This window comes from Streptomyces sp. AC627_RSS907 (assembly GCF_019049165.1).
In genome coordinates this window covers 1-609 of the sequence record NZ_JAGMUE010000895.1, presented here as the reverse complement: position 1 = coordinate 609, position 609 = coordinate 1, and the positions used below count along the sequence as shown (strand labels likewise).

Here is a 609-nt window from a genome sequence, read left to right as displayed (position 1 = left end):
ACCTGGGCCACATCTCCTCGTCCGAGCCGTTCCACAAGCTGTTCAACCAGGGCATGATCCAGGCGTACGTCTACCGCGACAGCCGGGGCATCGCCGTGCCGGCGGCCGAGGTGGAGGAGCGCGACGGCGCGTTCTACTACCAGGGCGAGCAGGTCAGCCGACTGCTGGGCAAGATGGGCAAGTCGCTGAAGAACGCCGTCACCCCGGACGAGATCTGCGCCGAGTACGGGGCGGACACGCTGCGCCTGTACGAGATGGCCATGGGTCCGCTGGACGTCTCCCGGCCGTGGGACACGCGGGCGGTCGTCGGCCAGTACCGGCTGTTGCAGCGGCTGTGGCGCAACGTCGTCGACGAGGCGACCGGCGAGGTCACCGTCGTCGACGCGGAGCCGGACGAGTCGCTGCTGCGCGCGCTGCACAAGGCCATCGACGGCATCTCGCAGGACCTGGCCCAGTTGCGGTTCAACACGGCCGTCGCCAAGCTCACCGAGCTGAACAACCACGTCACCAAGGTGCGCGAGGTGCCGCGGGCGGTGGCCGAGTCCCTGGTGCTGCTCACCGCGCCGCTGGCCCCGCACATCGCCGAGGAACTGTGGCGCAGGCTGGGCC

1 protein-coding gene is annotated in these 609 nt (G+C 69.8%); it reads left to right on the top strand.

Annotation, left to right across the window (positions count from 1 at the left end; genetic code table 11):
- Positions 1–609 (top strand): class I tRNA ligase family protein (locus tag KUM32_RS39320; RefSeq protein ID WP_217146542.1); only part of this gene is annotated, 609 nt, incomplete at both ends.